Annotated in this window: 9 protein-coding genes and 1 pseudogene; 7 read left to right on the top strand and 3 right to left on the bottom strand. The window is 56.6% G+C overall.

Annotation, left to right across the window (positions count from 1 at the left end; genetic code table 11):
• The first annotated feature begins 80 nt into the window (after window positions 1-80).
• From ACR0CW_RS15700 to ACR0CW_RS15680, 5 genes are read left to right on the top strand one after another with little or no spacing between them, the layout of a single operon-like run.
• Window positions 81-1625: a trimethylamine methyltransferase family protein gene (locus tag ACR0CW_RS15700; protein WP_480788521.1), complete on the top strand. Its 1545-nt coding sequence runs from the start codon at window positions 81-83 to the stop codon at window positions 1623-1625.
• Complete coding sequence (locus tag ACR0CW_RS15695) at window positions 1622-2914, top strand: aspartate aminotransferase family protein (protein ID WP_480788520.1); 1293 nt, start codon at window positions 1622-1624, stop codon at window positions 2912-2914. The genes ACR0CW_RS15700 and ACR0CW_RS15695 overlap by 4 nt, the downstream gene beginning before the upstream one ends.
• Window positions 2911-5301, top strand: a complete 2391-nt coding sequence (locus ACR0CW_RS15690) for a GcvT family protein (RefSeq protein ID WP_480788519.1) — start codon at window positions 2911-2913, stop codon at window positions 5299-5301. Before ACR0CW_RS15695 ends, ACR0CW_RS15690 begins: the two co-directional genes overlap by 4 nt.
• A complete protein-coding gene (locus tag ACR0CW_RS15685) occupies window positions 5298-7709 on the top strand; it encodes an FAD-dependent oxidoreductase (RefSeq protein WP_480788518.1) in 2412 nt (803 codons plus the stop codon). The genes ACR0CW_RS15690 and ACR0CW_RS15685 overlap by 4 nt, the downstream gene beginning before the upstream one ends.
• Before the next feature lie 3 nt (window positions 7710-7712).
• A complete protein-coding gene (locus tag ACR0CW_RS15680) occupies window positions 7713-9392 on the top strand; it encodes a thiamine pyrophosphate-binding protein (RefSeq protein WP_480788517.1) in 1680 nt (559 codons plus the stop codon).
• 256 nt (window positions 9393-9648) lie between these two features.
• Here the strand turns inward: ACR0CW_RS15680 and ACR0CW_RS15675 are convergent, their stop codons facing one another.
• The gene (locus tag ACR0CW_RS15675; protein WP_480788516.1) at window positions 9649-10458 is read right to left on the bottom strand and encodes a helix-turn-helix transcriptional regulator; all 810 of its coding nucleotides are present in this window, start codon (window positions 10456-10458) and stop codon (window positions 9649-9651) included.
• Window positions 10459-10574: 116 nt separating this feature from the next.
• On the opposite strand from ACR0CW_RS15675, the gene ACR0CW_RS15670 reads away from it, so the two are divergent.
• Together ACR0CW_RS15670 and ACR0CW_RS15665 are read left to right on the top strand one after the other, a co-directional pair.
• Window positions 10575-11522 (top strand): ornithine cyclodeaminase family protein, encoded by a 948-nt coding sequence (locus ACR0CW_RS15670; protein ID WP_480788515.1) that lies wholly within the window; start codon window positions 10575-10577, stop codon window positions 11520-11522.
• Between the two features lie 16 nt (window positions 11523-11538).
• Complete coding sequence (locus ACR0CW_RS15665) at window positions 11539-12669, top strand: aminotransferase (RefSeq protein ID WP_480788514.1); 1131 nt, start codon at window positions 11539-11541, stop codon at window positions 12667-12669.
• 64 nt (window positions 12670-12733) lie between these two features.
• On the opposite strand, the gene ACR0CW_RS15660 is transcribed toward ACR0CW_RS15665, so the two are convergent.
• Together ACR0CW_RS15660 and glyA are read right to left on the bottom strand one after the other, a co-directional pair.
• The gene (locus ACR0CW_RS15660) at window positions 12734-13711 is read right to left on the bottom strand and encodes an HpcH/HpaI aldolase/citrate lyase family protein (RefSeq protein ID WP_155147908.1); all 978 of its coding nucleotides are present in this window, start codon (window positions 13709-13711) and stop codon (window positions 12734-12736) included.
• Window positions 13712-13729: 18 nt separating this feature from the next.
• Window positions 13730-13911, bottom strand: a pseudogene (glyA, locus tag ACR0CW_RS15655) (serine hydroxymethyltransferase); the annotation flags it as partial.

Genomic DNA, 13911 nt, shown 5'->3' with positions numbered 1-13911 from the left:
CTGTTGCTGAGAAAGCTGTCTTTGTAAAGTCAGCAAATCAATGGTCTGCTTTGGATAAGCCAAAAGAGATCGGTTAACCGATGAGCGAGACTAAACAACGACGAGGACGCAAGTCCCGGATCCAGCAGGCTACGGCGCCTGAGGACAATCCTCCGGTATGGCCGGGATTGGAAAGTGGTCGCTTCAAACCCCTGTCCCCTTCCGAAGCTGCATTGATCGAAGAGACGGCCTTTCAGTTGCTGGAAACGCTGGGTCTGAGCCAGGCCACCCCATCGATGATCGAACAGGTCGTTGCAGCAGGTGGACAGGCTACAGATGATGATCGCCTGCTATTTCCCCGCGATCTGGTCAAATGGGCGATTGAGGGCGCCCAACGTGGCTTTACTCTTTGCGGACAGGTGCCTGAAAATGACCTGAGGATCGAAGGCGCGCGGGTTCATATGTCCACCGGAGGTGCCGCGCCAGGTGTGTTCGATCTCGACACACACGAATATCGCGATTCAACATTGCAGGATCTCTATGACGCTGCGCGAATTGTCGACCGGATGGAAAACATCCATCACTTCAGCCGACCGGTGGTTGCCCGCGATATCGATGACAATGCGGCGATGGATCTGAACACTGCCTTCGCGTGCCTGAGCGGAACCTCCAAGCACGTGTCGATCTCAATCACTGAACCTCAGAATGTCCCCGACATCGCCGAGCTTTGTTACCACATCGCCGGAGGTGAAGCAGAATTCCGTGCACGACCGTTCTTGACCGTCATGGTGTGCCACGTGGTTCCCCCGATGCGCTTTGCCGAAGAAGCTTGCGACGTTCTAGAAGCCGCCATCACTGCGGGCTTTCCTGTGCAGCTTATCAGCGCCGGCCAAGCCGGAGCCACAAGCCCGGCAACGATAGCGGGATCCCTTGTTCAAGCTGTTGCCGAGACACTGGCAGGTCTGGTGTTTGCCCGTTTGGTCGATCCGAATGTGAAGGCAATCTTTGCCCCCAAACCACTGGTTGCTGATCTGCGCACAGGCTCCATGTGCGGCGGCGGTGGCGAGCAGGCCATCCTGATGGCGGGCGCTGCGCAAATGGGGCGACATTGGAACCTGCCAACAAGCTCGATCGCGGGGATCACGGATGCGAAAAGGTTGGACGCCCAGTACGGCGCAGAAAAATCCCTTGCCGTAACGATGGCGGCACATGCCGGTTCCAACATCGTCACACAGGCCGCAGGCATGATGTCGAGCTTATTGGGGGTCAGCCATGCCGCTTACGTCAGCGACAATGACCTGCTTGGGAACATCCTGCGCACCATCCGCGGCGTCGAGGCCACGCCAGAGAACATCGCTGCTGACGTCATTGCCTCGGTCTGCAAAGGCGAAGGTCACTATCTGGGCGAGCAACACACATTCAACCGCATGAAATCCGACTACTTCTACCCAGAGGTCGGTGACCGCCGAAGTCCGCGTGAATGGCAGGAAGATGGCGCCTTGCGCGTGGGTGATGTGGCCAGACAGAAAGCCCGCGAAATACTTGATCACCATTACCCGGCTCACCTGTCCGACGATCTGGACCGAAGGCTCAGGGCGCGCTTCGATATCCGGCTGACACGGGCACAAATGGGGCGTCTATCATGAACAATCACGGCCTCTGCCAACGCGCCAGAGAGTGCCTTCCTGGCGGTGTCAGCCACGAACTGCGCTACCGGGAGCCTTATCCAATCTACTTCGAACGCGCAAAGGGCGCTGAAAAGTGGGATGTAGAAGGTAAGCGGTACATAGATTTCAAACTCGGTGCAGCCAGCCAAATTCTGGGTCATGCGCATCCTGAAATTGCCGAAGCTGTCGCACGACAGATGACACGGATGCCCTACACTGCCGATTGTCACCCGCTAGAGGTGGAATGGGCCGAATGGCTCTGTCGCCTGTTCCCATCAGCTGAACGGGTGCGCTTCGCCGGATCAGGCACCGAGGCGACGATGCTGGCGCTTAGGTTGGGACGGGCGCATTCAGGTCGGGACAAAGTGCTGCGCATAGACGGGCATTTCCATGGCTGGCACGATATGTTGCTGAAAGGGTCGAAACCCGGAACCAACTCGCCGCCTTCACTCGGTGTTCCCCAAGTCGTGAGCAATCTGACCGTCGTAACACAACCCGATCTGCAAGTGATTTCCGACGCGCTCGATAACGATTGCGAGATCGGCACCATCTTTGTGGAAGCGTCGGGTGCAAATTATGGCTCCGTGCCCCTGCCAGAAGGTTTTCTGAGCGGCATCCGTGAACTGACTTCGAAAACGGGTCATGTGCTTATCTTCGACGAAGTCATCACGGGGTTACGTTGGGCACCGGGTGGACGTCAGTCACGCGATGGCGTGACCCCCGACCTGACAACGCTGGCCAAAGTGGTAACCGGAGGACTACCCGGTGGCGCTGTCGTTGGCAGAGCTGACATCATGGAGTTGCTGAGCCCTGGTGAAACGCGCGATGGCCTGTCACCGCCAGTCAGTCACAAGGGCACGTTCAATGCCGCCCCCATGGTTGCGGCCGGGGCCGTGAAAGCGATGGAAATTCTCTCTACTGGCGATGTTCAAAACCACGCAGATGCCATGGCGAACCGTCTGCGCGACGGGTTCAACAAAGTGTTCGGTGATTTGGATGTTCAGGCGCTGGCCTATGGCGACAGCTCTACGTGCCATCTCTATTTCGGCGGGACCACGATTGATGGGTTGGATGCCGCCGCGATCCGCCGGACCTCTCCACAACTGGTCAAAGGGCTGAGGGACGGGCTGCTGTCCCGTGGCGTCGATTTCATGTCCTTTACCTCCTGCGTCACCGGTCTGCCACACACACCTGAACTGATCGATGAAACCGTCGACCATTTCCGCGACACCATTTCAGACCTCATCCGCGACGGAGTTCTTCAATGAAGCTTCCCAATCAAGCGCGCACCGTTGTGATCGGGGGCGGTGTCATCGGATGTTCGATTGCCTATCATCTGGCGCGCGAAGGCCGAAAAGATATCGTGGTGCTTGAGCGTTCCAAACTCACCTCAGGCACGACATGGCATGCGGCTGGTCTGGTTCGGCGCCTGCGGCCATCTGCTACGCTGACCAAACTGATCAACTATTCGATTGATTTGTACGGAGAGTTGGAGCTTGAGACCGGTCAGGCCACTGGCTGGCCACAAACCGGCTCTCTGACGCTCGCGACCAATGAAGACCGGCTGACCAACATCAAGCGTCAGGTTTCACTGGGCCGAGCCTTCGGGCTTGAAGCCGAAGTGGTCGACGCCAGACGCGCAAATGAGCTTTGGCCTCTGATCGAAGTGGACGATGTAATCGGGGCGGTCTGGTCACCGGCTGATGGTCGTGTAAACCCGTCAGATGTGGCGTTGGCATTGTCCAAAGGCGCGCGGGCGCGCGGGGTTCAGATATTCGAAGATACTCGCGTAACTGGTCTGCAAAAGAAAAACGGGCGGATATCCGGGGCCGAAATCGGTGATCATGTTATCGAAGCCGACGAGGTAGTGATCGCATGCGGGTTGTGGTCGCGTGAAGTGGCCGCAATGGCGGGCGCGCACATGCCTCTTTATGCCTGCGAACACTTCTACATCCTGACAAAACCTCTGCCAGAGGTTCAGGCGCTTGGCAAAGGCGCGCATCTGCCAACGCTGAATGATCAGGATGCGTTCCTTTACGCCCGCGACGACGTCGAAGGATTGCTGGTTGGTTCGTTTGAACCACATGCGAAGGGTCTGCCACTGGATCGCTTACCTGCTGATTTCAGTTTTGATCTTCTGGACGAGGATTGGGACCACTTCATGCCGATGATGGAGAACGCGCTACGCCGCATCCCTGTATTGGAAAAGGCTGAGGTGCGGATGCTGCTGAACGGACCTGAGAGCTTTACGCTGGACAGTCAGTTCATGCTTGGGGAAAGCCCCGAAGTTCCCGGCCTGTTCCTGATGGGAGGCATGAATTCCACCGGTATCGCGCTCGCCGGTGGGGCGGGCAAAGCCATGGCTGAATGGATCATTGCGGGTGAACCGACGATGGAGCTGAACGAAGCCGATATTCGCCGGTTCAGCCCAGAGATGAACGTGCTCGGTGCTTTGGAGGCGCGAATACCCGAAGTGCTGGGTCGGCACTATGACAACCCCTACCCCGGCCGTTCGATGGAAACCGCGCGTGGCCAGCGCCGATCACCAATCCATACGGGACTGCAAGCGGCAGGTGCTCGCTTCGAAGCGCGTGGAGGTTGGGAACGTGCGGTGCATTTCGGTGGGGAAGCAGCGCATTTGCCTCTGACCTTTGGCATACCCGCCTGGCGAGATCAGGTAGGACAGGAGGTTCAAGCGTGTCGCACCGGTGCGGCCATTCTGGATCAATCCGCCTTTGGGAAAATCCTGATCCAAGGGCCCGACGCCTGCGCCTTTCTCAACCATCTTTGCGCAGCACAGCTGGATATCCCATCCGGTCGGATCGCCTATAGCCAGATCCTGAACGCCCGTGGCGGCGTTGAAAGCGATGTCACTGTTCAACGACATGGTTCAGATGAATATCTACTAATTTGCGGCGCAGGAGAGGTCGTGCGCGATCTCAAACGAATGCGCGAAACGCGGGGTCGTTTTCAGGTCGAGTTCACTGATGTCACAAGTGGCTATGCCATCCTGGGTCTCGCTGGTTCCAAGGCACGGGAAATCCTGCAATCCACAACATTTATGCAAGTTCCGGACCTGGAGCGGTTTCAATTTGCACCAGTTGAAATTGGTCTGGCCAGCGGTTGGGCTGGTCGCCTAAGTTTCACCGGCGAAGAAGGGTATGAACTCTATATCCCCGCCGACATGGCTATGGCGGCTCATGATGCGCTGACAGAGGCCGGTGCGGGTCATGCGGGTCTTTATGCCAGCGGGTCTTTGCGTATTGAGAGCGGTTTTCGCGCGTTTGGTCATGAACTATCGCCCGGCATCACGCCGCTTGAGGCCGGGCTCGCAAAGTTCTGCGCCTTTGGCACAGGATTTGTAGGCGAAAATACCCTGCAGGATCGGACAGCAAAGCGACAGATTGTTTCCCTGCTGTTTGACGATCCAAACGCAATACCGATCCATGATGAGCCCGTTTACTTCGACAACAAAGTCGTTGGGCAGGTTACGTCATCAGCGTGGAGCTATCGGTTCGAACGCAGCATCGCTCTGGCTTTGATCAACGAGCCACTGGGCACAACCGGCGTCGTGAATGGTTTCGAGGTCGAAATCGCTTGCACCCGCTTTTCCGCCAAAGCCTCGACAAAGCCCGCCAAGGAGGCGTTCGCATGAGCGATACTATCCGCACAACTCAGGTTGCCATCATTGGTGGGGGCATCATGGGGGTCGCCACGCAATTTCAGCTGGCTGAAAACGGCTGGACGGATACGATCCTGTTTGAAAAGGCCGAACTGACCAGCGGTTCAACCTGGCACGCCGCCGGGCAAATCGCCCACGCGGTTGGCAGCCGGATCATGGGCTGGATCAACAAGACGTCGATCGAGACCTACAAGCGAGTTGAAAAAGAAACCGGCCAATCCATCGGCTGGCACGAAGTCGGCGGTTTTCGCATCGCGACCACCGATGACGAGGTGGACTGGATGAAATCCATCATGGGGGTCGGCAAACTGCTGGACCTGCCTATGGAGTTGGTGGGGCCAGATGACGTTGCAAAGGTCAACCCATTCTACAAGGTCGATGACGTCAAAGTGGCAGTGCGCACCTTTGAAGACGGGCATATCGACCCATCAGGTGTAACCATGGCACTTGCGGCAGCGACACGGGCGCGTGGCGCAAAGATCGAGCGCCATAACCGTGTGGTCAGCGCCAGCCGCAAAGGAGACATGTGGCTGCTCAGGACTGAAAAAGGGGACGTGCTGGCCGAGCATGTCGTGGTCGCTGCCGGGTCATATGCCAACCAAGTCGGGGCGTGGTTCGGCCTGACCATCCCCAGCGTCTCGTGCCTGCACCATTATCTGGTCACAGACACCGTGCCCGAATTTGCAAACCGCCCGGAATTGCCGGTCATGCGCGACAATGCTTTCGGTGGCTATATCCGGCAGGAGCAGAGATCCGGGCTGATCGGCATCTACGAAGATCACGTCTGTCCTACGGTTTGGGAAATGCCCGATGGTGCGCCTTGGGCGGCTGAGAATGAACTGTTCGAAGCTGACTATGACTCGATTGGCGATTTCCTGATGATCGCATTCGATAAAATGCCGATATTGGCTGATCTTGGCATCAAACGGGTGGTTCGTGGAGCCATCACCCATACACCGGACGGGGGAATGTTGGTCGGTCCGTCGGGGGTACCGAATGTCTGGCTGTCTTGCGGCTCCTCCATTGGTCTTGCCTGGGGTGGCGGGGCTGGCAAAGTCCTGGCTGATTGGATGGTTCATGGCGAGGCCGAAATAAACACGCGCAGTTTTGACCCGCGCCGGTATGGCAATTTCGCTGATGATCATTTCATCGTTGAGCGTACCAAAGACGAATTCAGGCGCCGCCATGATACGCCCTGCCCCGGCAAGCAGTTCCATTCGTTGCGCCCACTGAATCGGCACCAGCTGTATGATCGGCTTGCCGCAAAAGGCGCGGTATTCGGCGAGGTCGCCGGTTGGGAACGGCCCCGATACTTTGGTGAAGTCGGCGAGGTCGAGCAGATTGGCTGGGGACGCCAACCGTGGCACGAGAATGCCCAGCGCGAAGCCCGAGCGACCCGTGCAGCCGCGGGTCTCATCGACCTTTGCGCATTCGCCCAGTTTGAGATCACAGGCAAGGATGCAGGCAAACTTCTTGATCGGCTGTCTGCGAACAAGCTTCCACAAAAAGATGGCCGGATGAGCCTCAATCATCTGCTTACGGACAATGGACGCTTCGAAACCGAAATCACGGTCTGGCGCATCTCTGCGGATCGCTATTTCACCGGGTCGCCCATCGCGCGCGCCAACCCAGACTTTGACTGGATCAAATCGCATATCCATCCGGATGAGGATATTCAGGTCATAAACCGCTCGGCCAATTGGGGCATGCTGGCTTTGTCAGGACCTGCGTCACGTCGCATTCTGTCAGAGCTGACAGATGCAGATCTGACAAATGCCGCTTTCCCTTGGCTTTCTGGTCAAGAAATAAGCGTGGCGGGAATTCCCTGCTACGCATTGCGTGTTTCATTCGTTGGAGAGCTTGGATGGGAGTTGCACGCGCCACTGGCCCAGATAGCGCAACTTTACGACGCTCTATTTGAAGCCGGTTCAAAACATGGGCTGACCGATCTGGGCAGCTATGCATTCAACGGCATGAGAATGGAGAAGGCCTATCGCGCGTCCGGAGAGCTGACGACAGATGTCGGGCCCTATGACGTCGGGCTGGATCGTTTCGTGGTTTCAGAGGGACGCGACTTTCTTGGGAAAACCGCTTTGATGGCAACAGAGCCGGGATGGGAGCTTCTCTATGCTGAATTGCATTCAGATGAAATCGACATCCAAGGCGGTGAACCCGTTCTGCTGAATGGACAGCCCGTCGGTCTGACCACTTCGGGTGGATACGGGTACACTGTCGACAAGTCTCTTGGCTGGTTGTTCGTGCGTAAGGGGACGCCGCACAAGGGTTTGTCCGTTCAGATACTCAAACGCAACTACAATGTAACCGTTCATCAGGACGCATTGTTTGATCCGCAAAATCTGCGGCCCCGATCCGAGGACTAAGTGATGACTAACATGATCACCGGCGGAGAAGCCGTCTATCGCGTACTCAAAGCCAACGGTATCGACACGGTTTTTGGCCTGCTGGGTGGTTCGATGCTGGAACTTTATGATGCGATGTATCAAGGCGGCGAAATCGCCTATGTCGGCGCACGGGACGAACGCGCAGCCGGACATATGGCAGATGCCTGGGCCCGCATGACAGGGAAACCTGGCGTCGTGCTTGGTGCTCAGGCCGGTCCCGGTGTGGTCAATATCGTCACCGCAGTTGCCGAGGCCCATCTGGCCTACTCACCCATGGTGGTCATTGCTGGTGCCATAACACGCGCGGATCAATGCAAAGACACGTTTCAGGAAGTCGACCAAGTCGCGTTGTTTGCTCCGATCTCCAAACGATCGGTGATGGTGACAGATCCCTCACGGCTTGTACCTATGCTTGAGGATGCATTCCGGTTGGCTAATACGGGCCGCCGCGGGCCTGTCGTCCTGCATGTGCCGCGCGATCTGTTCGCCGAAGAGCTTCCTGATTTTGATCCCGCGCCGGTAAATATCGCCCATCCCGGACCTGCTTCGAATGACGACATCGCAGCCATTACAGCGCTGGTGGCAGAAGCCGAACGCCCCGTAATCTTTGCCGGTGGCGGCTTTAAATGGAGCTCTGGTCGCGAGGCCCTTACCAGTCTGGCGGAAACTCTTGAGATACCCGTGGTTGCCTCGACGGGCCATGCAGATGTCATGCCGCATCGCCATCCCTGGTTTGCCGGGCAAGCCGGACCCAGGGGCAATCGCGTCGCAAGCCGCCTGACGAAAGAGGCCGATGTGATGGTCGTTATGGGAGCGCGCCTTGGGTTCAACTCAACTTTCCATAGTAATGACTATGTCGGGGCCGATACCCGCATTGCTCATGTGGACATAGAAGGGTCGGCGGTTGGACGGTACTTCCCCGCCGAGATAGCGGCTCAGGGGGACGCTCGGCTAACGGCAGAAACCTTGCGCCAAACGACTACAAAACCAAAATGCGATGCATGGCGGCAAGCGTTCAAAGACGACATGGATTCGCTTTGGACCGAGCGTGCCGAAGAAGCTGAAATTGACAGCCTGCCAATGCATCCGCGTAGAGCTTTGGCGGAAATTCGCGATACCCTGCCCGAAAACGCGATTGTCACACTCGACACCGGAAATACCTGTCTACAAGCCGCCGACCGACTGGCGCACTACGCCCCCATGAGCCTGATCACCCCGTTGGATTTCGGCCTCGTGGGCTTTGGCCTTGCCGCAGCGATCGGAGCCAAAGCGGCGGCACCAGATCGACCCACTATTGCTATAATGGGAGATGGTGCTGTGGGATACACCATGATCGAAATTCAAACCGCGATCAGCCATCAGCTGCCCATCACAATCATTGTTTTGGATAACGAAGCCTGGGGTGCCGAAAAGGCCTATCAGCAGGAGTTCTACGGCGGTCGCCTGCTGGGCGCGGAAATCCAATCCCCGCGTTATGACAAATTTGCTGAGCTTTGCGGAGGCAAAGGTATCTGGGTCGATGGTCCTGGGGCCATGGGTCCTGCCCTGAAAGAAGCCATTGATTCCGGCAAAACCACTATCATTCAGGCAAAAATTGACCCCGGCGCATTGATGACACTGCGCAAAGATCTGTTCAAAGCGCCGCAAAATGGAAAGCAGTGATGACCACCTAGGATTCGATTGTAATCGGCGCTGGAAATGCCGCTTTATCGCAGGTGCAATCCGGTTCGCCTAAGATGGCGCTGGCAACAGTCGGGCCTTTTTTCAGGACGGTGAAATGCACCGTGGCCGTTCTTTTTCGACTATTCGGGCGGCACTGGGCTGATCAAGGATCCGTTTTTGGTCGTCTTGCTGGTGAACGCGCTGGTAAAGCCTGACGACCAGATCGCTTCCGGCTGATAGATCCGTCAATAATGCTCTAAACATTGCCATTCCACTGCAAGAACGCATTAAACAACTGCTGCTGTGTGCTGATGCCCAGCTTAGAATAAGCGTTCTTTCGATGAGTTTTGACTGTAGGCAAAGCGATACCCAAAGACAGACTTATGGAAAGGCTCGAATGGCCCTTCAGGATCAATCCGACAATCTCGGCCTCACGCGGAGAGAGGATGTCGCTGGCAAAATCCTTCAGCACGACTTCGGTCGGTTTGTTTCCGATTGCTGTCTTTGATTGCCTCGACCAGAGGCTTCGGAATGCGGTTGAAAACAATGAATGAAATGGGGCCAACCGATCGATCAATTCAGTTGAGAAACCGCCCGCTTCGGCTGGTCGGGCAAAGCTGAGTTCCCCCATCGCTCCGTCACCCAGATCTACTGTCAGAGCCATTTCCTGCAGGCCAGCGGGCCAACCTGGGGTTCGATACCCGATTTCCTCTCCGTCCTCGATCAGAACCTCTGAACCTTCGGCAGCAAAAACCCAGTTATCCGGAGCCAGATCAATCATCCTATGGATACCCGGCGGCAAACCATCCAGAAATGCGTTGTAGATCGGATTCAGCAGGTAGGTTTGGCGAACGTAGAGTTGCACCGCCTCTTTTGCCGCACCATCAGGATAGGTGTCGCCGAGATAGACAGGTGCCCGCCCATTGCGATTAACAACACAGAAGGCTGCTGAAAACGTCAGCACCCGACCTGCCGCCTTGATCATATCCGATGCGTCACCATCGCCTTCGATCACACGGCAAAGGGCGCGATTCAAATTCTCGATTTCGGTGTCTTTGTAATTCACGTCACCCTCACACCGAAGCTGCAGTAGCACGAGCAGGCTCGCAGCGCATCATCCTTGAGGATGATAGTGGCGGAACGTTCAATTTCTTAGAAGTGCATCAAAGAAGGAAATCCGCAATGAACTCTCATCCGCTTGTTCTAGATGCCGAAGCTGTCGATCAGCTGTTGCCACAAATTGACGTCCTGCAGGAGATGCGCCAGCTTTTTACCGAGCTTGGCTGCAAGCAGGCAGTGCAACCTGCGCAAACTCTGACCTTGCTGCCTGAAAACAAGGGTGACTTTATCACCTATCTGGGGGCTGCATCCGGTGCAGGTACTTTTGGCGCCAAACTATCCCCCTACCTGATCCAGGAGAATGGGCCCATCATCACTGCATGGACAATACTGATGTCCATGCAGAGCGGGCTGCCGTTGATGCTGTGCGATTCTGGCCGCCTTACGACCGAGCGGACAGCCGCAACCACTGCACTGGCTGTTGATCTGCTTGCTGGCAAAGCCGCCCAACGCGTAGCGATTATTGGGTCCGGTGCGATAGCACAGGCCCATTGGCGTCACATACAAACACTGAGAGACTGGCAAGAGGTTTGCATCTACTCCCCGAACCTGGCCGCCAATCAGAAACTGCAAACGGAGTGGCAGGAACTCTGCCCTGCCATCACTTTTGCCGCCAGCGCAGAAGCCGCAGCTCTCAATTCGGACGTAGTGATGCTCTGTACCTCATCCGGAACGCCCGTGCTGGATGAGGAAGCTGTTGCACCACATGCGTTGGTGACCTCGATCAGCACCAACGTCGCTCTGGCGCACGAGATTACACCCTCGTTCCTGCCCGCTGCGCAAGTCTACTGTGACTACCGCGAAACCACCCCCTCTACCGCAGGTGAGATGCTGATCGCGGCGCGTGACCATGGCTGGAACCCTCAACAGGTCAAAGGGGATCTGGCAGAACTGGCCACAGGTTCTTGCGAATTGCCAGACACCGGTAAACCTGTCTTCTTTCGATCGGTGGGCCTAGGCTTGGAAGACATCGCCATCGCAAATGCCATCTATCGCGCCGCCCGCGCCTGACAAAAGGACAGATCACATGCATATCGAACCCTTTGGCGTCGAAATCTGGATGAACGAGTGGGAGACCAAATGCGAATGGAACCTCGCCGAAACATGTGTGGAAAGCCTGACGATCGAGGAATTGCTCAAGCTTGCGGGCAAAAACCATACGGATCTGTCCGATCTGTTGACGATGAAAATGACATACGGAGCGATTGAGGGGTCGGATCGCCTGCGCCGCGCCATCGCTGCGCTCTATGATCGACAAAAGGTCGAGAATACAATCGTTACGCACGGAACCATCGGCGCCAACATGCTGATCCACAAAGCGCTGGTGTCTGCTGGAGATCGTGTCGTTGCAGTCGTACCAACATATCAGCAGCATTATTCGATACCGGCCAGCATTGGCGCTGACGTTCATCAGTTGAAACTGCGCGAAGAGAACGGGTTTCTTCCCGATTTGGATGAGCTTCGTGCGCTGGTAACCCCCGACACCCGCCTGATTGCGATCAACAACCCCAACAACCCGACGGGTGCCCTGATGGATCGCTCTATGCTGGAAGAAATCGCAGAAATAGCGCGCGGAGCTGACGCATGGATCCTGTGCGACGAGGTTTATCGCGGGACGGATCAGAGCGGTTCGGGCATGACCGACTCAATCGCCGATATCTACGAAAAAGGCATCTCTACCGCTGGCATGTCCAAAGCCTATTCATTGGCCGGGTTGCGTCTGGGTTGGATTGTCGGTCCGACAGAAGTGATTGAGCAGGTTTCGATCCATCGGGACTATGACACAATCTCGGTCGGAATGATCGACGATCATTTTGCAGCGCTGGCGTTGGAGAACCGGGATCAGGTTCTGGCGCGCAGCCAGTCCATCACGCGCGGGAACCTCGCAATCCTGCGGGACTGGGTTGCGCAGGAACCGTTGATATCCTGGATCGAACCCAAGTCCGGCACTACAGCCCTGCTCAAATATGAATTGCCGATCACCTCCCGCGAGTTCTGCGTTGGGTTGCTGAAAAAAACTGGCGTCATGTTTACACCGGGTTCGGCACTGGGCATGGAGGGATATGTCCGCATTGGTTATGCCAACAACCCCGACATCCTGAAGAAGGGTCTGGCACTCGTTTCAGACTATCTGTCCGATATGAGTGCCGAAGCGTAAGCTAACCGGTAACGCATTCGAAGAGGCGGACTTCCAAACCGTTATCCGCCTCTTTGACTAATGATCAGGCAGCTGCGATCTGCCGGGCCTTTTCTACCATTACCTCGGCCTGACGGATCGAGGCATAGTCAATCAAGCGCCCATCCAGCGAAACGGCACCTTTGCCTGCTGCTTCGGCTTCGGCCATTGCCTCAAGAATGCGCTGTGCCTTGGTCACTTCGGCGTCGCCGGGTGACATCACTTCATTCGCGAGTGCAATCTGGCTGGGGTGGATCGCCCATTTTCCTTCGCAGCCCAGAACTGCTGCTCGTTTCGCAGCCGCCTTGTAACCCTCGGGATCCTGAAAATCACCGAATGGACCATCGATGGGGCGCAAACCGTTGGCACGGGCTGCAACAACCATACGTGCCAACGCATAGTGCCACATGTCACCCCAATGTGTTGCGCGATGCGCTTCGGCATCCGGGTCTGTCAGAACCGAATAGTCCGGATTTACACCGCCAATGATTGTTGTACGCGCGCGGGTCGAGGCCGCATAATCCGCAACCCCGAAATGCAGGCTCTCATTCCGTTTGGACGCAGCCGCAATCTCACTGACATTCTGCATACCAAGGGCGGTTTCGATGATGTGTTCGAAACCGATGCGCTTTTTGTAGCCCATCGCATCTTCGATCTGCGTGACCATCATGTCGACCGCGTAAACGTCAGCTGCAGTGCCAACCTTGGGGATCATGATCAGGTCCAGGCGCTCACCGGCCTGCTCCACCACATCAACAACGTCGCGGTACATGTAGTGGGTATCCAGACCATTGATCCGCACCGACATGGTCTTGTTGCCCCAGTCGATATCGTTCAGCGCCTCGATGATGTTCTTGCGCGCCTGTTCTTTCTCATCCGGTGCGACAGCATCCTCCAGATCAAGGAAAATGACGTCCACGTCTGACTGTGCTGCCTTTTCGAACATGCCCGGCTGACTGCCGGGAACAGCCAGTTCGCTGCGGTTCAGGCGGGCTGGCGCCTGATCAATGGAATGAAAGCTCATACGTTCGGGTCCTTCAACTTACAGGTTTGGGTATATAGGGAAACGTGCGCAGAGGTCTGCGACCTCGGCCTTGACCTTGGCCTCGACTGCGCTGTTGCCGTCTTCGCCGTTGGCGGCCAGACCGTCGACAACCTCGATGATCCAGTCCGCGATCTGGCGGAATTCGATCTCGCCAAAGCCGCGGGTGGTGCCGGCGGGGC

The sequence above is a fragment of the Ruegeria sp. CH6 genome, from assembly GCF_056537005.1.
This window is presented reverse-complemented; position numbering and strand designations above follow the sequence as displayed.